At 51.0% G+C, this 18,999-nt stretch carries 23 protein-coding genes and 1 riboswitch; of the genes, 22 read left to right on the plus strand and 1 reads right to left on the minus strand.

What is annotated here, in order from left to right; translation table 11 throughout:
• Positions 1–10 precede the first annotated feature (10 nt).
• The 6 genes from DVH26_RS01720 to rsmI all read left to right on the plus strand — a co-directional run bounded on the left by DVH26_RS01720 (position 11) and on the right by rsmI (position 4,420).
• Entirely contained in the window at positions 11–457 is a 447-nt protein-coding gene (locus DVH26_RS01720) for a YaaR family protein (protein WP_239630875.1), read from the plus strand.
• A gap of 63 nt (positions 458–520) precedes the next feature.
• A complete protein-coding gene (gene holB, locus DVH26_RS01725; protein WP_239630876.1) occupies positions 521–1,498 on the plus strand; it encodes a DNA polymerase III subunit delta' in 978 nt (325 codons plus the stop codon).
• A gap of 2 nt (positions 1,499–1,500) precedes the next feature.
• Positions 1,501–2,307 carry a PSP1 domain-containing protein gene (locus DVH26_RS01730; RefSeq protein ID WP_239630877.1) on the plus strand — a complete coding sequence of 269 codons (807 nt, stop codon included), beginning with the start codon at positions 1,501–1,503 and terminating at the stop codon, positions 2,305–2,307.
• Between the two features lie 30 nt (positions 2,308–2,337).
• A complete protein-coding gene (yabA, locus tag DVH26_RS01735) occupies positions 2,338–2,691 on the plus strand; it encodes a DNA replication initiation control protein YabA (RefSeq protein ID WP_239630878.1) in 354 nt (117 codons plus the stop codon).
• Positions 2,692–2,755: 64 nt separating this feature from the next.
• Entirely contained in the window at positions 2,756–3,526 is a 771-nt protein-coding gene (locus DVH26_RS01740; RefSeq protein ID WP_239630879.1) for a tRNA1(Val) (adenine(37)-N6)-methyltransferase, read from the plus strand.
• 15 nt (positions 3,527–3,541) lie between these two features.
• Positions 3,542–4,420, plus strand: coding sequence for a 16S rRNA (cytidine(1402)-2'-O)-methyltransferase (rsmI, locus tag DVH26_RS01745; protein ID WP_239630880.1), 879 nt, complete (start codon positions 3,542–3,544; stop codon positions 4,418–4,420).
• A 361-nt stretch (positions 4,421–4,781) separates the two neighbouring features.
• On the opposite strand, the gene DVH26_RS01750 is transcribed toward rsmI, so the two are convergent.
• Positions 4,782–5,036, minus strand: a complete 255-nt coding sequence (locus tag DVH26_RS01750) for an AbrB/MazE/SpoVT family DNA-binding domain-containing protein (protein WP_010501678.1) — start codon at positions 5,034–5,036, stop codon at positions 4,782–4,784.
• Positions 5,037–5,394: 358 nt separating this feature from the next.
• Between DVH26_RS01750 and DVH26_RS01755 the strand changes: the two genes are divergently transcribed.
• From DVH26_RS01755 to fin, 16 genes are all read left to right on the plus strand, one after another.
• A complete protein-coding gene (locus DVH26_RS01755) occupies positions 5,395–6,672 on the plus strand; it encodes an HD domain-containing protein (RefSeq protein ID WP_239630881.1) in 1,278 nt (425 codons plus the stop codon).
• Between the two features lie 52 nt (positions 6,673–6,724).
• Positions 6,725–7,492: a TatD family hydrolase gene (locus DVH26_RS01760; RefSeq protein ID WP_239630882.1), complete on the plus strand. Its 768-nt coding sequence runs from the start codon at positions 6,725–6,727 to the stop codon at positions 7,490–7,492.
• 224 nt (positions 7,493–7,716) lie between these two features.
• Positions 7,717–7,912: riboswitch (cyclic di-AMP (ydaO/yuaA leader) on the plus strand.
• A gap of 285 nt (positions 7,913–8,197) precedes the next feature.
• A complete protein-coding gene (locus DVH26_RS01765) occupies positions 8,198–9,337 on the plus strand; it encodes a resuscitation-promoting factor (protein ID WP_239630883.1) in 1,140 nt (379 codons plus the stop codon).
• 103 nt (positions 9,338–9,440) lie between these two features.
• Positions 9,441–9,986, plus strand: a complete 546-nt coding sequence (gene rnmV / locus DVH26_RS01770; protein WP_239630884.1) for a ribonuclease M5 — start codon at positions 9,441–9,443, stop codon at positions 9,984–9,986.
• Positions 9,987–9,992: 6 nt separating this feature from the next.
• Positions 9,993–10,895 carry a 16S rRNA (adenine(1518)-N(6)/adenine(1519)-N(6))-dimethyltransferase RsmA gene (rsmA, locus tag DVH26_RS01775; RefSeq protein WP_239630885.1) on the plus strand — a complete coding sequence of 301 codons (903 nt, stop codon included), beginning with the start codon at positions 9,993–9,995 and terminating at the stop codon, positions 10,893–10,895.
• Between the two features lie 133 nt (positions 10,896–11,028).
• Positions 11,029–11,913: a sporulation peptidase YabG gene (yabG, locus tag DVH26_RS01780; RefSeq protein ID WP_239630886.1), complete on the plus strand. Its 885-nt coding sequence runs from the start codon at positions 11,029–11,031 to the stop codon at positions 11,911–11,913.
• Positions 11,914–12,099: 186 nt separating this feature from the next.
• A complete protein-coding gene (veg, locus tag DVH26_RS01785) occupies positions 12,100–12,372 on the plus strand; it encodes a biofilm formation stimulator Veg (protein ID WP_239630887.1) in 273 nt (90 codons plus the stop codon).
• A gap of 135 nt (positions 12,373–12,507) precedes the next feature.
• Positions 12,508–12,726, plus strand: a complete 219-nt coding sequence (locus DVH26_RS01790) for a small, acid-soluble spore protein, alpha/beta type (RefSeq protein WP_239630888.1) — start codon at positions 12,508–12,510, stop codon at positions 12,724–12,726.
• Positions 12,727–12,831: 105 nt separating this feature from the next.
• On the plus strand, positions 12,832–13,686 hold the full coding sequence (gene ispE, locus DVH26_RS01795) for a 4-(cytidine 5'-diphospho)-2-C-methyl-D-erythritol kinase (protein WP_239630889.1): 855 nt from the start codon (positions 12,832–12,834) through the stop codon (positions 13,684–13,686).
• 225 nt (positions 13,687–13,911) lie between these two features.
• Positions 13,912–14,739 carry a pur operon repressor gene (gene purR, locus DVH26_RS01800; RefSeq protein WP_239630890.1) on the plus strand — a complete coding sequence of 276 codons (828 nt, stop codon included), beginning with the start codon at positions 13,912–13,914 and terminating at the stop codon, positions 14,737–14,739.
• A 7-nt stretch (positions 14,740–14,746) separates the two neighbouring features.
• On the plus strand, positions 14,747–15,136 hold the full coding sequence (locus DVH26_RS01805; RefSeq protein WP_239630891.1) for a RidA family protein: 390 nt from the start codon (positions 14,747–14,749) through the stop codon (positions 15,134–15,136).
• Between the two features lie 119 nt (positions 15,137–15,255).
• Positions 15,256–15,540, plus strand: a complete 285-nt coding sequence (gene spoVG, locus DVH26_RS01810) for a septation regulator SpoVG (RefSeq protein ID WP_028551906.1) — start codon at positions 15,256–15,258, stop codon at positions 15,538–15,540.
• 272 nt (positions 15,541–15,812) lie between these two features.
• Positions 15,813–17,216: a bifunctional UDP-N-acetylglucosamine diphosphorylase/glucosamine-1-phosphate N-acetyltransferase GlmU gene (gene glmU / locus DVH26_RS01815; protein WP_275590442.1), complete on the plus strand. Its 1,404-nt coding sequence runs from the start codon at positions 15,813–15,815 to the stop codon at positions 17,214–17,216.
• 84 nt (positions 17,217–17,300) lie between these two features.
• A complete protein-coding gene (locus tag DVH26_RS01820) occupies positions 17,301–17,945 on the plus strand; it encodes a 50S ribosomal protein L25 (RefSeq protein WP_239630892.1) in 645 nt (214 codons plus the stop codon).
• 158 nt (positions 17,946–18,103) lie between these two features.
• A complete protein-coding gene (gene pth / locus DVH26_RS01825) occupies positions 18,104–18,664 on the plus strand; it encodes an aminoacyl-tRNA hydrolase (RefSeq protein ID WP_239630893.1) in 561 nt (186 codons plus the stop codon).
• Between the two features lie 104 nt (positions 18,665–18,768).
• On the plus strand, positions 18,769–18,999 hold the full coding sequence (fin, locus tag DVH26_RS01830; protein ID WP_239630894.1) for an anti-sigma-F factor Fin: 231 nt from the start codon (positions 18,769–18,771) through the stop codon (positions 18,997–18,999).

The raw sequence follows: 18,999 nt of genomic DNA on the forward strand, positions 1-18,999 counted from the left end.
TGGTTGCAGCGTGAAAATTAATCCGGGCTGGCGCCCTTTCGGTAAAGAAATTCAGCGCAGCGAAACAGCGTCCTCCCAACACCTGCAGCAAAAATCGTTCTCCGATATGATGCATCAGCAGGATGAGAGGGCGAGCCAAGAGCAGTTGCAGCGGATCCTCCAGCAAATTCACTTGCAGGGAGACCGGCTGTCACGGTCAATGACGGTCAGGGAGCTGCGGCAATATAAGCTGCTGGTGAAGCAATACCTGGAGGAGACGGCCCGCCGTGGGGTCCAACTGCGCGATACGCGCGGCTGGGACCGCCGCGGCCGTTCCAAGAGGTACAAGCTGTTGGAGGAGATCGACGAGCAGCTGCTTACTCTGGCCGACGAGTTGCTGGAGAGCGAGCAGGGGCGCATCGATCTGCTTCACAAGATCGGTGAAATCCGCGGCATGCTGATTAACCTTGCATTTTAATCAGCGGCCGTTAGGCATGAAATAAACCCATATATAATAGGAAAGGATTTTACGAAGACGGCGATGTCTTTTCAATCGATACAAGGACAGGAACGCGTAAAGCGTATATTGCAGAACAGTTTGCGCACGGACAAAGTATCCCATGCTTATATATTTACCGGGCCGGCGGGCACGGGACGCAAACAGATGGCGCTTGCTTTCGCACAAGCGCTGTACTGCGAGGTGCTGCCTGACGACGCCTGCGGCGAGTGTCTCAACTGCCGTAAAGTAGAGCACGGCAACCACCCGGACCTGCACTGGATCCGTCCCGACGGCGCCTCTATCAAAATCGAGCAAATCCGTGAGCTGCAGAAGCAATTTTCGTACCGTGCCTCCACCTCCGGGCCCAAGATGTACATTCTCGAGGATGCGGATAAAATGACGGTGCAGGCGGCGAACAGCCTGCTCAAATTTTTGGAGGAGCCTACTTCGCGGGTCGTCGCTATATTGATTTCCGATAACGGACAAGCCCTGCTGCCGACGATTCGCTCCAGGTCGCAATGGATTCCGTTCGCCCCAATGAGCCGGGACCGGATGGTTTCCATGCTGCAGGAGGAGGGGCAGCCTTCCGTTCTGATCCAGGCGGCCGTGCGGTTAGCGGCGGGTCCGGATGCGGCTCGGCAGATGATGCAAGGAAATGGGTTTGCAGAAATCAGAAATCTAGTGATACAATTAACAAAGGAGAGTATGTCCCGTTTGCCCACGGCACTGCTGACGGCTCAGCAAAAGCTGGCCAAGTCGGAGCTTTCGGATCAGCTACCTCTGTTTATGGATTTGCTCATTTTGTGGCTAAAGGACATGGTGCAGCTTCATCTCGGCAATCGCACGGATCTGGTTTATGCCGATCAAACCGATTGGATGGGCGGACTGGCCTTGTCTTACGATATGAAGCACTGGGTGCGGTGCTTGGAGCAGGCGGTCGAACAGCAGAAAAGGCTTCGCTTTCATGCCAACCCGCAGCTGGTGCTGGAGAAAATGTTAATGCAGCTGAAGGGGGTGTAGATTTGTACTCGGTAGTTGGCGTTCGTTTTAAGAAGGCCGGTAAAATATATTATTTCGACCCGATTGATTTGCCTGTCGATAAAGAGTGCTCGGTTATTGTCGAAACCGCTCGGGGAATAGAGTACGGAAAAGTAGTTATCGGCAGACGCGTGGTTCAGGAATCCGATGTCGTCCTGCCGCTGAAGAAAGTGATCCGGATTGCGGATCAGACGGATGCACAGTTGGTAGAGGATAATAAATCCGCAGCAAAGAACGCTTTTGCCATTTGTCAGGACAAAATTAGAGATCACCAGCTCAAAATGAAGCTGGTCGACGTTGAATATACATTTGATCGCAACAAGATCATCTTCTACTTTACAGCCGAAGGAAGAGTCGACTTCCGCGAGCTGGTGAAGGACTTGGCCGGTGTATTCCGGACGAGAATCGAGTTGAGACAAATCGGGGTTCGCGATGAAGCCAAGATGCTGGGCGGTATCGGTCCTTGCGGAAGGATCCTGTGCTGTTCCTCCTTCCTGGGCGATTTCGAGCCGGTCTCGATCAAGATGGCGAAGGATCAGAACTTGTCTTTGAATCCAACGAAAATTTCCGGGCTGTGCGGCCGGTTAATGTGCTGTTTGAAATATGAGCATGATAACTACGAAAGTGCCAAGGATGATGTACCGCGTGTAGGCAACGATGTGATTACTTCATTAGGAGATGGCCGCGTGGTATCGTTAAATATTAACGAGCGTACCGTAAAAGTGCAGATTTATGAGCTCGGTAAAGTCATGGAGCTATCCTTTGACGATGTGGCGGAGCGGCAGTTTTAACGGTGGTTCCAGCTTTCTTGAGGTGAATGTGTGGATAAAAGAGACATTTTTGTTCAGATTGAGCAAATGGAAGAACAAATGGGTACCCTATACTCGGAGCTCGGACTGATGAAGAAGCAGATCATCGAGCTGCTGGAAGAAAATAACCGGTTAAGCATTGAGAATCAGCAGCTGCGCAAGCTGTTGAAGAAGGATGCCGAGCCGCCGGTTGCGGTCGTGCCCAAAATTCATGTCACCGCCGCACAGGCCAAGGAGCTTACAGGGGAAGGCTACGATAATTTGGCCCGACTGTACCATGAGGGCTTCCACATCTGTAATGTCTATTACGGTCATTTGCGGACGGAAGGCGATTGTCTGTTCTGCTTGTCGTTTTTAAATAAATAAGGAAACCGCCGTAGGGAGCCAGCTTCTCTACGGTTTTTTTTGAAGAAAGAGGAATCGTTCATCTATGGGAAAAGTAGACGTTCATATTAATGAAAGAATCGATGATTTACTGACCAACGATCTGAAAATTATCCAAAGCGACGAGGTGTTCAGCTTCTCGATGGATGCCGTACTGCTGGGAAGATTCAGCTATGTACCGCCCAGGGGGCGTGTCGTGGATCTGTGCACGGGCAATGGAGTCATTCCGCTGCTTCTGAGCACGCGGACGAAGGCTTCTATCGTCGGTGTGGAGATACAGGACCGGCTTGCCGATATGGCGGACCGCAATGTTCGAATCAATGACTTGGAGGAGCAAATTCGTATCGTGCATGGCGACTTGCGGAATATTCACACCGAGCTCGGTAACGGTACGTTCGATGTGGTGACGGTCAATCCCCCTTACCTCCCGGTTCCTAACGGCGAGCAAAATGTAAACGAGCACGTGGCTGCGGCTCGTCACGAAGTGTTCTGCACGCTTGAGGATGTAGTAAGGACAAGCAGCCGGCTTGTGCGAAGCGGAGGCAGAGTGGCTATGGTGCATCGTCCGAGCCGGCTGGTTGAAATCTTTTGTACGATGCGTCAATATAAGTTGGAGCCGAAGCGAATCCGGTTCGTGCATCCCCGGGCAGGGGAGGAAGCGAACATGGTGCTGGTGGAAGCACTGAGAGACGGGAAGCCGGAGCTGCGAACGCTTCCGCCGCTTATCGTTTACAAAAATAAAACGGAATATTGCGATGAGCTGATGGAGATTTATTACGGCAAACGAGACCAGCTTATCGAGCCAACCGTTACCTAACGGGGGAACCATCACTTGAACATTCAAAAAAGCTATCAGCAAAATGAAGAGGCGGCCGGCAAGCTGTATTTGGTCGGCACGCCCATCGGCAATTTGGAGGATATGACGTTTCGTGCGGTCCGAATCTTAAAGGAAGTGCAATGGATCGCGGCGGAGGATACACGGCAAACGCGCAAGCTGCTGACGCACTTCGACATATCGACGCGCCTTGTCAGCTATCATGAGCACAACAAGCACGCTAGCGGTCCGGAGCTCATCCGGATTCTTCAGTCCGGCGATGACATTGCGCTGGTAAGCGACGCGGGATTACCCGCTATATGCGATCCTGGTGCGGACCTGGTCCGGCAGGCAATCGCTGCAGGCATCGACGTCATTCCGATTCCGGGCGCGAATGCGGCCTTGTCGGCGCTGATCGTGTCCGGGCTGCCTACCGACCGCTTCACGTTCGCCGGCTTTCTGCCGCGCGACAAAAAGCCCCTAATGCAGGAGCTGCAAGCGCTGCAGCCGGTCAAAGAGACGCTGCTGTTCTACGAGTCTCCGCATCGGATCGTCAAGACGCTCGAGGCGATGCTGGAGGTGTGGAACCCGGAGCGGCAAATGTGTCTCATGCGCGAGCTGACGAAGAAGTACGAGGAAGCGGCGAGAGGTACGATTCAGGAATGCCTCGACCTGCTGAAGGAAGTACCGCCGCAGGGCGAGTATGTCATCGTCGTCGAGGGCAGCACGGCTTCCGAGAGCGGGGATTCCGCCTCATGGTGGGAAGCCTTCAGCCTGGAGGAGCATGTGGAGCATTATACGACGCAGGGCGTCGACCGCAAGGAAGCGATCAAGCGGGCCGCCGCCGATCGCCAGATGCCTAAGCGGGAGCTGTATAATCTGCTTCACCGGCAGTAAAATTTTACAATATCTTTGAAAAAGGCCGATCGACGCTATGTTCGATCGGCTTGTTTGTTAGCTCTACTATATAAATGGAGTTTGAACATTGCAAAAAAGGGAGTAAGGAAATGAACCGGAGAGTTTACGAGCCGCCTTTTAAGATGGATTATAACCTTAAAACTGAATAATAAGAATCCATCTTAAACAGCGGCCGGAGGTACATTCCTACTCCCTAACCCGGTAATGTTCAAAACTCCATCCCCACTCCAAAAAAAATCCCCAATTTCATAAAAAATCATGAATTGGGGAATAGAGGAGATATGAAAAAGGTTAGAATTACCTTAGTAAGAAGTGCTATCCTTATTATAACCTATTTTTTTTATTTTGTCACAGGTATTGGCATTTCGGATAAACATTCGTGACAAACAATTTTTCCTTTGAAGTAGGACACGTTTTCAGCGTTTCCACAGAAAATACAAGCAGGCTCATATTTCTTCAACATGATGCGCTCGCCGTCCACATAAATTTCCAAAGCGTCCTTCTCGCCGATGCCCAGCGTTCTGCGAAGCTCGATCGGAATAACGACACGTCCCAACTCGTCGACCTTTCTAACAATACCAGTAGATTTCATCATATATGATAAGTCCCCTCTCAATAAATTAATCGTCATGATTCGACATTCTTCTTAAGGTTTATGATACCAACCATTCCCAAAATAGTCAACTATCATTTTTGATTTTTACCCGTTAAAAATTGGAATGAAACCCTTCTTGTACAAAATTTAATTTATTAAACAAGTGAAAAACCTCAAAAAACAAAGGCTTTTAACTAAATGGGAATCGTAGTAATATGAATATATTGCATGTCCAAGAAATAATTTCAAGTCATATAATGTTCACATTTGGAAGTTGATTACGACAACATTCGACAAATCTACGGATTTTCCGTCTCATTTATTTTGTCGAATGCAACCAGGCTAAGGGGGAACCGACATGTCGAATCCATTGCGCGAAGAAAAAGTTTTCAAAGACCCTGTGCATAAATACATCTACGTGCAGGATCAGACCGTATGGGACTTGATTAATACCAAAGAATTTCAACGCCTGCGCCGCATCCGGCAGCTGGGTACGTGCTTTTTGACCTTTCATGGAGCCGAGCACAGCCGGTTCTCCCATTCCTTGGGCGTCTACGAAGTCACCCGCAAAATCATCTCGCAATTCGAACGCAACGGCTACGAGGATTGGCCGAGCGAGGAGCGGCTGCTCAGCTTGTGTGCAGCGCTGCTGCATGACGTCGGGCACGGACCGTTTTCCCATTCCATCGAAAAAACGTTCGGCACGAACCACGAGGAATGGTCTTGCCGGATCGTTCTGGGCGACACGGAAGTGAACCGCGTGCTGAAGCAGGTATCCCCGTCATTTCCGCAGAAGGTGGCCGGTGTCATCGCCAAAACCTACAATCAGGAAATCGTCATCAGTCTCGTGTCCAGCCAGCTGGATGCGGATCGGATGGATTACTTGCTGCGCGATGCTTATTTCACCGGGGTCAATTACGGCACCTTCGACCTCGAGCGTATATTGCGGGTGATGCGTCCGTTCCAAGGGCACATTGTCGTCAAGGAAAGCGGCATGCACGCGGTGGAGGACTATTTGATGTCCCGTTACCAAATGTACTGGCAGGTCTACTTCCACCCGGTTACCCGCAGCGCCGAAGTGATTTTGCATAATATTTTTCAAAGAGCGAAACAGTTATATGAAGAAAACTACGCCTTCTCCTTTATGCTGCAGCCGCTGTTAAGCTTGTTCCGTCGTACGCTGACCGTAGAGGAGTACCTGCTGCTCGACGAAGCGTTCATGCAGACCGTGCTGATGCAATGGTCCGGCGAAGCCGATCCGATATTGTCCGACCTGTGCTCCCGTTTCTTAAACCGCAGGCTGTTCAAATATGTCACGCTGGAGCGGATTGATGTACAGCTGATCGAGCAGCTTCGTGATGCGATGACGGCTCTCGGAATCGATCCTGCGTTTTATCTCGAAATTGATTTCCCTTCGGATCTTTCGTATGATGTGTATCGTCCGGGCGAGCATGACGAAAAATTGCCGATTTTGCTGCTGGACCATAAAGAAGGGCTGACAGAAATTTCGCGCAAGTCGGAAATTGTCCGTTCAATCAGCGGCATCCACATGGGGAAATACCATCTTTATTTCCCGGAGGAGCTGCTCAGGGCTGACCTTAAGCCGGAGCACCGGAAGCTGCTTGGCGTAGAATAAAGCGCAGCAGCCGCATCCATATAGACTTCAATAAAGGAGACTTTGTTTACATATGCTGACCGATACGCACACACATTTAAACGCACCGCAATTCGATGAAGATCGACACGAGGTCATCCGTCGCGCGCAAGAGAACGGAATCAGTCGAATCGTCAATGTCGGATTTAACCGGGAAACGATCCCTACCTCGATCTCATTGGCAGAGCAATATGATTTCATTTATTCGACCGTGGGCTGGCATCCTCAAGACGCCAAGGATATGACGCCGGAGGACCTGGAGTGGATCGAGCAGCTATGCTCCCATCCCAAAGTCGTCGCTATCGGCGAGATCGGCCTAGATTACTACTGGGATACGTCATTCAAAGACGTGCAGGACCGCGTATTTCGCGAGCAGGTTCGGCTGGCCCGTAAATTGAACATGCCGATCGTTATCCATAACCGTGACGCGCATCAAGATATTATCCGTGTTCTCCGTGAGGAGAAGGCGTCGGAGGTCGGCGGCGTCATGCACTGCTTTTCGGGCAGCTGGGAGACGGCGAAGATGTGTCTCGATATGAACTTCTACATCTCGTTCGGCGGGCCGGTTACTTTCAAGAACGCCAAACAGCCGAAGGAAGTGCTTGAAAAGGTTCCTCTCGATCGGCTGTTGGTCGAAACCGATGCTCCATATTTGACTCCGCATCCTCATCGCGGCAAAAGAAATGAAACTGCGTATGTGAAATTAGTCGCAGAAACCGCTGCTCAAATCAAAGGGTTAACCTTGGAGGAGCTGGCTCACGCGACTACTAAAAATGCAGTTAGATTATTCGGTTTGGAGTAGAGGAATCCGGGGGTCAGGACAGCCCTTTTTTCGTCGAAATCGTGATAATTAAAGAAAATTGGTTAAAACAGTAAGTCAGTGCAAGAAAAATAAGGGTTTTCTTTTTGAAACTGCTAAAATTTGTTTGAATTGAACAAAAACGGACCTTTTTTGGCGAGTTTGTATACTTTACAACTTTATATCCGACAGCGTAAACTCAATATTAACTTAATACGATTACCAGATTTCCACTATCGCTGAGTTTCCGTAAGGGAAACGGGGGAACCGTAAGCTGACCTGTCTCGAATTTCAATAAGACTAAGGTCACAATTTCTGGGGTGAGTCTTGGTGAGGATAAACGGCTAACAATCCGATACCAAGTAGGGCGACTCTCAAGTCCGAATCCGTCAGCTAACCTCGTAAGCGTAAGAGAGAGGTAACGATTGTCGTGTGCTTTATTTCATTTTGATGAAATAACGAAAAGTCACGGGAAGAGTCCTCTTTCCGATGACTTTTTTTATGTTCTCCCGTTCATTGTGATACGAATCCGACAACATAACGACCGAATACCGGGGAGGTGCTGGCCGCACGCAGGAAGAAACGATATGGCCCGTAGGTTGCAGCCCTTAGTTGAATTAACGAAAGATTGCAAAACTTAAACCATAGTCGCGTCAGATGAAATCATGCGAAACACTCGACGGCGGGGCTTTGAAGGAGGACCGACAAGTGGGAGCTATTCAACACGAGCAAACCCATGTAAGACGATCATCCAGCATGTCCTTCGCATTGCGATGGAAGCATGAAAACTTGCGTTTGATATCGAAAGCAGCACTCATTTCATTCGCTTTGACTTTCATGTTTTTGATGATGTTATACGGTACGGCTACCAAGAAGGTATCCGTAGTTGTGAACGGACAGGAAACCGTTGTGTATACGAAGCAATGGGATCTGCAGCGTTTACTGGATGAGCAGAAGATTACTGTTGGAGAGCACGATAGGCTCTCGGCAGCGCTGGATTCGAAGGTGAAGAACGGTGACAGGATCACCATCGAGCATGCCAAGCCGCTTCAGCTTACGGCTGACGGCGAGCAGAAGACGCATTATACCGTTGCCACGACGGTAGGGGATGCTCTCAAAGATTTGAACGTCACGGTTGGGGAGCTGGATAAGGTAAATCCGTCGCTGGATGCCGAACTGCCTCCGAGCGGTGAGATTCAAATTGTCCGGGTCAAGAAAGAAATGGAAGAGGTTTCGGAAAAAGTAGCGTTTAGCGTAGTGAAGAAGAACGATCCGCAGCTGGTAAAGGGCAAAGAACAGATAGTGCAAGAAGGGCAAGAGGGCGTAGTCCTCAAAACTACGGAAAAGGTTTATGAAGATGGAGTCTTGGTCTCCGAGCAAGTGGTTGGTGAGAAGGTCCAAACGGAAAGCGTCAATAAAGTGGTCGCTATCGGGACGAAAAATCCGGTAGTCGTGTTGTCGGCGTCGTCGCCGAATCTTCAAGAAGTAACCAAAGGCGGTGTGTCTTTTGGCGTGAAGCAGGTCATCAATAACGTGACCTTGACTGCATATACGGCAAGTGTAGCTTCTACGGGCAAAAGCGCGGAGCATCCGCAGTTCGGTATTACTTCATCGGGTACGAGAGTAACGGAAGGTCGAACAATTGCAGTGGATCCCAAAGTGGTTCCCCTGGGCTGGTGGGTTTATATCGATGGGCTTGGCTTCCGCAGAGCGGAGGATACGGGCAGCGCCGTGAAAGGCAACGTCATCGATGTGTATTTCGACAGCGGTTCTTATGCTAACAAATTTGGCATGAAGCGTGGGTATACGGTCTATGTCATTGGACCGAAGAAGCCGACGGCGGACTAAGGACCTGCAATTAGGGCAGACTCATAATATATAGGGTAACGGATGAGAAGAGGGATACCTCTTCTTTTTTCTGTGGTTGGCTTTCCAGAAAGAAGGTTGTAAGATGATAAAGGAAATTATTGTCGTTGAGGGCAAGGACGATACGACAGCCATTAAACGGGCGGTAGACGCCGAAACGATCGAGACCGGCGGGTCGGCGATCAATAAAGAGGTCATCAAAAGAATTCGCCTCGCGCAGCAGCGCCGGGGAGTGATCATATTAACCGATCCGGATCATGCGGGAGAGCGGATACGTAAAATCATTACGGCTCAGGTCAAAGGGTGCAAGCACGCTTTCATCACGCAGGAGGAAGCGACGAGCAAAGGCGATATCGGCGTCGAGAACGCATCCGTGGACGTGATCCGCAAGGCGCTGGCAAACGTGCGCACCGATTATGAGGCGGAGGAGTCCGATATTACCTGGGAAGACCTTATCAACGCCGGGCTGATCGTTCATAATCAGGCGTCCGCGAGACGGATGGTAATGGGGAATCTGCTCGGGATCGGGTATTGTAACGGAAAGCAATTTTATAACCGCTGCCGGATGTTCCGCATTTCGCGGGAGGAATTCGCCGAGGCGTGGAAGCAACTTGAGGAAAAAGAGGGCTAGGAAACGATGGATACGATAAAACCAGGATTGACGGAGGATATTGCCTCCCCCAAAAAGACAAAAGAGCTTCTCCAGAGGCACGGCTTCACGCTGAAGAAAAGCTTGGGTCAAAATTTTCTGATCGACCCGAATATACTGCATAAGATCGTCTCTGCCGCGGGGCTTGACGCCGCCAAGGGGGCGCTGGAGATCGGCCCGGGCATCGGGGCTTTAACGCAGCAGCTGGCGAAGCTGGCCGGACGCGTCGTCGCCGTCGAGATCGATCAGCGGCTGCTGCCGCTGCTGGAGGAGACGCTCCATGCGTATCCCAACGCAAGCGTTGTCCATGGAGACGTGCTTAAGGTCGATCTGAAACAGCTGTTTCAGGATTACTTTGCAGGCGTGGATAAGGTTAGCGTCGTAGCGAACCTGCCTTATTACATCACGACGCCGATTATTATGAAGCTGCTCGAGGACAAGCTGCCGCTGGAGAATATCGTCGTTATGATCCAGAAGGAAGTGGCCGAGCGGATGTCGGCTAAGCCGGGTGGAAAAGATTATGGCAGCCTGAGCATCGCGGTACAGTATTATTGCGAGCCGGAGATCGTGACGATCGTGCCTCACACCGTGTTCATTCCGCAGCCGAACGTCGATTCCGCGGTGATCAAGCTGAAGGTGCGGGAACAACCGGCCGTCGAGGTGCGCGACGAGGCGTTCTTCTTCGACGTCATCCAGTCCTCCTTCGTTCAGCGCAGGAAGACGATTTACAATAACCTGGCGTCGCGGTTTTTCACCAAGGAGACAAAGGGGCGGCTCGAGCCGATATTGCAGGAGGCGGGGATAGAGCCTTCGCGACGCGGAGAGACGCTCTCGATGGAGGAATATGCCAAGCTTAGCGAAGTGCTGGCTGAGGCTCTCGGACGCTCCTAGCAGGCCGTAGAGGCCTGTCACGGGCAATGGATGGACGAAACCCGGCGAGGCCAAGCTCCGGAGGCAAAAAAAGGCTCCCTGAATCACCAAATGCCTATTGACGCCATAGGATACACGAGGAGGCGATTTGGCCATGAAACAGGGAGACCTGGTCACTCGTAAGTCTTATGGTGGTGACATCATATTTAAAATTCAGGATATCATCCAGCAACAAGCGATATTGCGCGGGGTTGACTACCGGCTGCTGGCCGATGCTCCGATTTTCGATCTGGTCAACGCGCCGATGGATCCATATCAATATACGGTCGGCATTGAGCCCAAGTGGATGGAGAACATGCGCCGGGCCAGAACCAATCCATCGGCAGGGGAGAGCTATTCGGGCTTTGGCGACACCCCGGGGGCTTTAGGCGAGAAGAAGATACCGGTCTATTTTGAAATGCCCGGGAAGGTGCTTCATTTGGACGGCGACCCGATGTATTTGCGCAAATGCATGAATTTATATGGGGAGCTTAGGGTTCCGGCGGAAGGCTTCTATGTCTCGGAGTCCCGGATGGCCGAGGCGTTATATAGGCTGCTGCCCCAAGTAAAGCCGGATATCGTGGTTATCACGGGGCATGACGGTATATTGAAAACGCGCAGAAACGGAGACATCGGGCAACTAAGCAGCTACAAGAATTCCCATCACTTCGTGAGTGCGGTCAAAGTGGCGCGGCAGTACGAAAAAAATAAAGATACGCTAACGGTAGTCGCAGGGGCTTGTCAGTCTCATTTTGAAGCGCTTATGCAGGCAGGGGCAAACTATGCCAGCTCTCCGGCCCGTGTGCTCATTCATGCGCTTGATCCTTTGTGCGTAGCGGTGAAGGTCGCTTATACGCCGATCCGCGATACCGTCAATATAGTGGATGTGATCGGCTTGACCCATAGCGGATTGGAAGGCTTGGGTGGAGTGGAATCGCGCGGCAGCTTTCGCAGAGGAGTTCCCATTATTCAAAATAATATACCGCTTCAAGCACCCTAGGGTGCTTTTTGTTTTAAATTTTGACAATTTGGTGAACGAAAAAGGAGGGGAATATCGTAAAAACTCGGGATTTCGGGGAAAAATGGCGTTGACAACCGGTTTGTATCGCTGATATAATATTTGTTCTTATTTGACATACTACCTCTATTGGGTTATAATTTACAAGGAAAGAGGTGGTAGTGGTCAATGGCAAAAAATTCGCTATTGGATATCAAACGCAGTTTGGAACCTCATGTCGGACAGAAAATCATGTTGAGAGCAAACGGCGGTCGCCGCAAGACGATCGAACGATCCGGTGTATTGGAGGAAACCTACCCTTCCGTTTTTATCGTGAAGCTGGATCAGGAGCAGAACGCTTTCAAACGAGTCTCTTACAGCTACGCAGATATACTGACAGAGTCCGTTGAAGTAACGGTTTGCAATGATGACGGACAAGTTCGTATAACCATACAGCAATAGAGTTGCCAAGACGGTGCATCCTTTGGGGATGCGCCGTTTTTTGTTTCCGTAAGCATTGGCATTAAGCAGCAGTGTGCATGGAGAAAAAGCGACCGGGGCATACTACGCGTAACTACCGTAAAGGAGGATCCGCCAATGTCGCGTAGAAATCGTCGGGGCATGATGTCTGAGCAGTTTAAGTACGAGCTTGCGAAGGACCTTGGTTTTTATGAAACGGTACAGCGTGAGGGCTGGGGAGGTATACGAACCAAGGATGCGGGCAATATGGTAAAGAGAGCGATTCAAATTGCCGAGCAGACTATTTCGCAGCAGCCTCCGCAACAACCTCCGCAGCAGCCGCCGAGGTATAGATAACGTCCATTCGGGAGCTAGAGCACGCAGAGCGCTGCTTTAGCTTTTTTTTGTTTCCTTTTTGGTATAGTATTAAGGGATAGAATAGAGCTGTAAAGAAGGTGTCCTATGAAAGTTTTCGAAAAAGCGCCGGCTAAAATCAATTTGTCGCTGGACGTTCTGCATAAACGAGAGGATGGCTACCACGAAGTCGAAATGGTGATGACCATGGTGGACCTGGCGGACCGGATTGAAATGCAGGAGCTGCCCCGCGATACGATCATCATCTCCAGCCAGGCCGGATACATACCTTTGGATGAGAAAAACTTGGCTTTCCAGGCGGCTAAGCTGATCAAAGACCGCTACGATGTCAAGCAAGGAGTTTACATACATTTGGATAAAAAAATTCCGGTAGCCGCCGGGCTTGCCGGAGGCAGCAGCGATGCTGCGGCGACGCTGCGCGGGTTGAACAGGCTGTGGAAGCTGAACATCCCTACGGATGAACTGCAGCGTCTTGGTGCGGAGCTTGGTTCCGACGTGCCCTTTTGCGTCACAGGCGGGACGGCGGTGGCGACAGGACGCGGCGAGAAGCTCGAGGCTATCGAATCCCCGCCGCAATGCTGGGTCGTATTGGCCAAGCCTCCCATCAACGTGTCCACATCGGAAATCTACGGCAAGCTTCGGGCGAACGCGATCAAGCATCATCCTTCTACCGCCCGGGTGATTGATGCGATCCGGCAAAAACGGTTTGACCTGCTTTGCGACAACCTCGGCAATGTGCTGGAGGAGGTTACGCTGGATTTATATCCGGAGGTACGCCAGCTCAAGGATTGTATGATCCGGCTGGGCGCAGACGGAGTACTGATGTCCGGAAGCGGGCCTACGGTATTCGGGCTGGTATCCAAGGAAGCGAAGGTGCCCCGTATTTACAACGGGTTGCGCGGTTTCTGCAAAGATGTATATGCCGTTCGGCTTTTGACATGATCGGTTTGTGTTAGCTTCATGTTAGAATAATTTTCATGAATGATCTTGAATAAATACGGATAAAAATGATATATTCACTATATATTATTCGGATTTTTCTGCCCATGGCACGATTGCCGTGTGGGCTGCCGGACCGGCTGCGGATTCCAACCGCAGTGCAGCTAGCTTGACAGCTGCTTGTACACGCAGCCAATGCATTTTTTATCAATGAAGGGGGTTCTCCGCATGAAAAAGTTAAAACGAAGCGCAAGGTTGGTTGAAATGACCCAATACTTGCTTTTTCGCCCCCATACACTTATTCCTTTAACCACATTCGCAGACCGATACAATTCGGCCAAGTCTTCGATCAGCGAGGATTTGGCTATCATTAAAGAAGTGTTCGAGGAAGAAGGGCTGGGCGAATTACAGACACTGGCCGGAGCAGCCGGAGGAGTCAAATTTATACCGAAAGTCACCAAGGCGGCTTCTTTGCAATTTATCGAGAGCATCTGCCGTCAGCTGGAGCAGCCTGAGCGTATTTTGCCGGGAGGCTACATGTATATGTCCGACATTATGGGGCAGCCTTTTATTTTGAATGAAGTGGGCAAAATGTTCGCGACCGCTTTTGCGGGAAAAGATATCGACGTCGTGATGACGGTGGAGACGAAAGGGATTCCTCTCGCTTATGCAACGGCTACGTTCCTGAATCTTCCGGTCGTTATCGTGCGCCGCGACAACAAAGTAACCGAAGGCTCGGCGGTCAGCATCAACTACGTGTCCGGCTCGAACAAACGAATCCAGACGATGTCCTTGTCCCGCAGAGCGTTGAAGGAAGAGTCGAGAGTTCTGATCATCGATGACTTCATGCGGGTGGGCGGAACGGTCCACGGCATGATGGATTTGCTGAAGGAGTTTAACGCTACGGTCAAAGGTGTAGGCGTTTTCGTGGAGTCCGGAGAGGTGGAAGAGCATCTCATAGACGATTATATCTCTTTGGCGAAGCTGTCGGCGGTAGATCCGAAGACGAAGCAAATTACGGTAGAACCGGGAAATTACTTTACAGACGGAGAGTGAATGATCGATGAAATTGACCACTATCGCAACCAGTCAGGCACCAGCAGCTATCGGACCGTATTCCCAGGCCGTACAATTCGGCAACGTGCTGTTCACGTCGGGCCAAATCCCTCTTGGATTGGACGGACAAGTTGTCGGCGGAGGCATCGAGGAGCAGACGCATCAAGTGTTCCGCAATCTGGAAGCGGTGCTGTCGGAAGTGGGAGCAAAGTTCAGTGACGTCATCAAGGCAACCGTATTCATCAAGGACATGAATCAGTTCGCACAGGTGAATGAAATTTACGCTTCGTACTTTGGTGATCATAAACCGGCCCGTTCGACGGTCGAAGTAGCCCGTCTTCCCAAGGATGTGCTTGTCGAAATCGAACTGATCGCGGCGACCGGTGTCGAAAAATAATAAATTAATCAAATATTTATAAAATTATACATTTTTGATTAAAAGAAAGAAGGATTTTGCCCTAAAATGTGGAATTTTATATCCCAAGTCTCCCAGATGGAAAAAGGTGGTGAACACTAATGCAGATTACAGACGTTAGACTCCGTCGGGTTAACTCCGAGGGAAGAATGAAAGCCATTGCTTCCATTACCATCGACAACGAATTTGTGGTTCACGACATTCGTGTGATTGACGGTAACAACGGCATGTTCGTAGCAATGCCAAGTAAGCGCACACCAGACGGAGAGTTCAGGGATATTGCACATCCGATCTCTTCCACCACTCGTGAGAAGATTCAAGCTGCTGTTTTGGCTGAATACGATCGAGCGGCAACCGAGGAAGAAGTAATCGTTGAAGGGGCATAATTCAGCTGAGAGGAGGGCCGAGAGAGGCTCTCTTTTCTTTTGGCATGAATTCATATATATTGAGTGCAGGGAATGGTTAACGACGGTGTCAATTTCAGGGGGATGGGCCTAAAGCTTGTCTTTCGTTCGAACGCTTTACTGTTGGAGAAAATGACGCATCCTTCGTTGGGCGCTCCTCTTTGGTTTGATTGCTGATTGCAGTCGGCAGGGGGCGGATTACAAATGAGAGAGATCGAAGAGAAACTACAGACACTAAAGGAGTGGACCTAAAAGTGAACATTATGGGGATTGTCCTGGCAGCGGGACAAGGCAAACGTATGAAATCGAAGCTGTACAAAGTACTTCATAAAGTATGCGGAAAGCCGATGGTAGGCCACGTCGTTCATGTGCTGGAGCAGCTGCAAACCCGGAGAACGGTGGTCGTTGTAGGTCATGGAGCCGAAGCGGTGAAATCGTACCTGGGAGATCGCGTAGAATATGCCATGCAGGAGCAGCAGCTGGGAACCGGCCATGCAGTGCTGCAGGCCAAGGATTTGTTGGCGAATGAAGACGGGCTTACCGTCTTACTATACGGAGACACACCGCTCGTCACGAGCGAAGCGGTTCAAGAGATGATTCGCGTGCACCAGGAAAAGGGAGCCGCCGCCACCGTGATGACGGCGATCTTCGATAACCCGTTCGGTCTCGGGCGCATTATCCGCGACGAGAACGGCCGTGTGGCGCGCATTGTGGAGCAGAAGGACTGCACGCCGGAGGAGCGCGAGATCAAGGAGATCAACTCCGGCATGTACTGCTTCGATAACCGCAAGCTGTTCGAAGCGCTTAGCCAGGTGAAGAATGACAATTCGCAGCAGGAATATTATTTGACCGATGTCATCGGCATTCTGGTCAATCAGAACGACATCGTCGAAGCTTACTGTACGCCGGATGCCATCGAGACACTCGGCGTAAACGACCGCGTCGCTCTCGCTGAAGCCGAGCAGCAGATGCGTGCCCGCATCAATCGCGGCCATATGGTAAACGGCGTGACGCTGATCGATCCGGCGAACACGTATATCGAGGCGGACGTGACTATCGGCGCGGATACGATTGTATATCCCGGAAGCGTCCTGAAGGGCAACACGGTGATCGGGGAAGACGGCGTCATCGGACCGAACGCGGACATCGCGGACAGCACGCTCGGCTGCGGCGTTCAGGTCAAGCATTCCGTATTGACGGAAGCGGAAGTGGGCGATGACACCTCCATCGGGCCTTACGCATATCTTCGTCCGGGCGCCAAGCTCGGCGCTAACGTGAAGATCGGCGATTTCGTGGAGATCAAGAACGCCACGCTGGCGGATGACGTGAAGGTATCGCATCTGAGCTATATCGGCGATGCCGTGGTCGGCCGCAATGTCAATTTCGGCTGCGGAGCGATTACCGTCAATTACGACGGCTTCAACAAGCAGCTGACTGAAGTGGAAGACGATGCGTTCATCGGCAGCAACGTGAACCTGATCGCGCCGGTGAAGATCGGCAAAGGCGCCTATGTAGTGGCGGGCTCGACGATTACACGCGACGTGGAGGAAGGCGATATGGCGATCGCGCGCGAGCGTCAGGTGAATAAGCCGGGCTATGCGGATAAGCTTCGCTCCAAGTTTGCTGCCAAGAAGCAGGCATCGAAGGCAGGAAAGTGATTGGATTCCTCCTCAATTGGGTAAAGTAAAGAATAGGGTAGCAATGGTTTCTATTCTTGGGCCTAAATTGAAGGAGGTTTCATCATGGAAGCAACATTGAAAGCGGAAGTACGCAAAACGACTACGAAGTCCGAACGGAAGGGGCTTCGGGCGAAAGGGAAAATTCCAGCCGTTGTTTACGGCACCAAGGTAAACAACACGCCGATTGTTATAGATGAAAGGGAATTATCGGCGCTATTGCGAACGAACCCTCATGCCATTATTCAAATGGACGTGCCAGACATGGGCAAACAGCCTGTAATGATCAACGAGATACAACGCGATCCGATCTTGAGAGACGTCATCCATGTCGATTTTCATCAAATCAACATGGACGAGCCGGTTACGACAACCGTTCGGCTGGATTTTGTCGGCGATTCGGTAGGCGTGCGAATGGGAGGCATCTTGCAAATTCAGCATCATGAGATTGAAATTCGCTGCTTGCCGAAGCAAATTCCCGATTCCATCGAAGTCGATGTCAGCCAGCTGGAGATTGGAAACAGCCTGCTTCTCACCGATCTGAAAGTACCGGATTTCATCGAGCTGAAAAAGTCCGTAGCCAACGATGTGGTCGTTACCATATTGATGCCGCAGAAGGAAGAGCTTCCTGCGGATACGGCCGAAGAAGCGGAGCAAAAGGCGGAGGCCAAGGCCGAAGCGGCTGCGAATCAGGCTCAAGAAACGGTATAACGCAGGCGGGATCATCGTTGTTGCGGAGCGCGTCGAACGTTTGTTCGGCGCGCTTTGTCGCGTCGTCTCCTTCCGGTTGGGAACACGGGCTTGCAACGGCTGACGCGCAGGCTGTAACATAAATGGAAGCACCCCGCTAAGGGAAGGAGAACAACAGCATGAAATGGTTTGTAGGCTTAGGCAATCCGGGCAAGCAGTACGAAACGACCCGCCATAATATCGGATTTATGGCGCTCGACCGGTTTGCGGATAAGCATGGGATCAAAATTACGCAAAGCAAGTGCAAAGGACTGCTCGGCGAAGGCAACGTCAACGGAACGAAAGTGTATTTGCTGAAGCCGATGACCTATATGAATTTGTCGGGGGAGTCGATGCGGGCGTTTTTGGACTTTTACAAAGCGTCGGTAGATGATCTGGTTGTCATTTATGACGACCTCGACACGGCCTACGGCCAGATTCGGCTTCGTTACCAGGGCAGCGCAGGAGGCCATAACGGCATCAAGTCGGCCATCCAGCATCTCGGGACGCAGACGTTCAACCGGATCCGCATGGGCATTAACCGCCCGGCACCGGGCTACAACATTGCCGATTACGTGCTGTCGACATTTTCCAAGGAAGAGTTCAAATCGATGCCGCAGGTGCTGGATGCGACTTGCGAGGCGATGGAATTTTCACTCGACAATTCCTTTGAGAAGACGATGGCCAAATTCAACGGATAACCGGCGCGGAACAACGGTGGCTTCGGTATCTCTATGTGAAAGAAAACGGCAGGCTAAAATCCTCCTTTTTTGGTCATAATGAAGGGAAAAAGGAGGAATGCGCCATGGCTATCAAGTACGTATGCCGGCACTGCCGCACGTTAATTGGAGAACTGGAGCAGCAGCATGTGAGCGAGGAACTGCTGGGCTTCCATTTCTTGACCCCCGAGGAGCGTCAGAGTATAATATCGTATAACCCAAATGGCGATATGACCGTCAATGTGGTTTGCGATTACTGCAAGGAAGCGCTGGAGAATAACCCGGAGCTTTCGCTCGTGGCTAGTCCGCTGCAGTAA

Origin of the sequence: Paenibacillus sp. H1-7, assembly GCF_022354825.1 — a bacterium.
In the GTDB taxonomy this organism is placed as follows: domain Bacteria; phylum Bacillota; class Bacilli; order Paenibacillales; family NBRC-103111; genus Paenibacillus_S.